This window comes from Pedococcus sp. P1_H8, assembly GCF_056405175.1.
This window is the reverse complement of record NZ_JBFUCP010000189.1, coordinates 1-477: the sequence shown is the minus strand read 5'-3', so window position 1 is coordinate 477 and position 477 is coordinate 1. Positions and strand designations below refer to the sequence as shown.

Sequence of the window (477 nt, the reverse complement as noted above, 5' to 3'; positions counted from 1 at the left end):
CGCTGGCGCTGGGCGTCGCGCTCGTCGGCTCGGCGGTCTCGCTCGTGCCGATCTACGTCTTCGGCGTCCTGGTCGACCGGGTGCGCGAGCAGGCGCCGACCGAGATCATCATCGGGGTGGTCGCGGTGATCACCGTCGCCGCGATCGTCGGCGGGGTGTTCGCCGGGTGGGCCTCGGTACTGATCAGCCGGCTCGGCGAGACCATGCTGGCGCGGCTGCGGGAGCGGACGGTCGGCCGCGCGCTCACTCTGCCGCTGTCGACCGTGGAGCGGGTGGGGAAGGGAGACCTGCTCTCCCGCGTCGGCGACGACGTCTCGGTGATCGGCAAGGCGGTGGCGGACGTGGTGCCCGGACTGGTCGCCGCCGTGCTGCTGGTCGGGCTGAGCCTGGGCACGATGCTCGGCATCGACTGGCGGCTCGGACTGGCGGGCGCGGTGGCACTGCCGATGTACGCGCTCGGGCTGCACTGGTACCTGC

Annotated in this window: 1 protein-coding gene; it reads left to right on the top strand. The window is 73.0% G+C overall.

Features of this window, described 5'->3' with window-relative positions:
* Positions 1-477, top strand: a 477-nt coding sequence (locus tag AC1DYG_RS19525; RefSeq protein WP_477641510.1) for an ABC transporter transmembrane domain-containing protein, incomplete at both ends; no start/stop codon positions are given.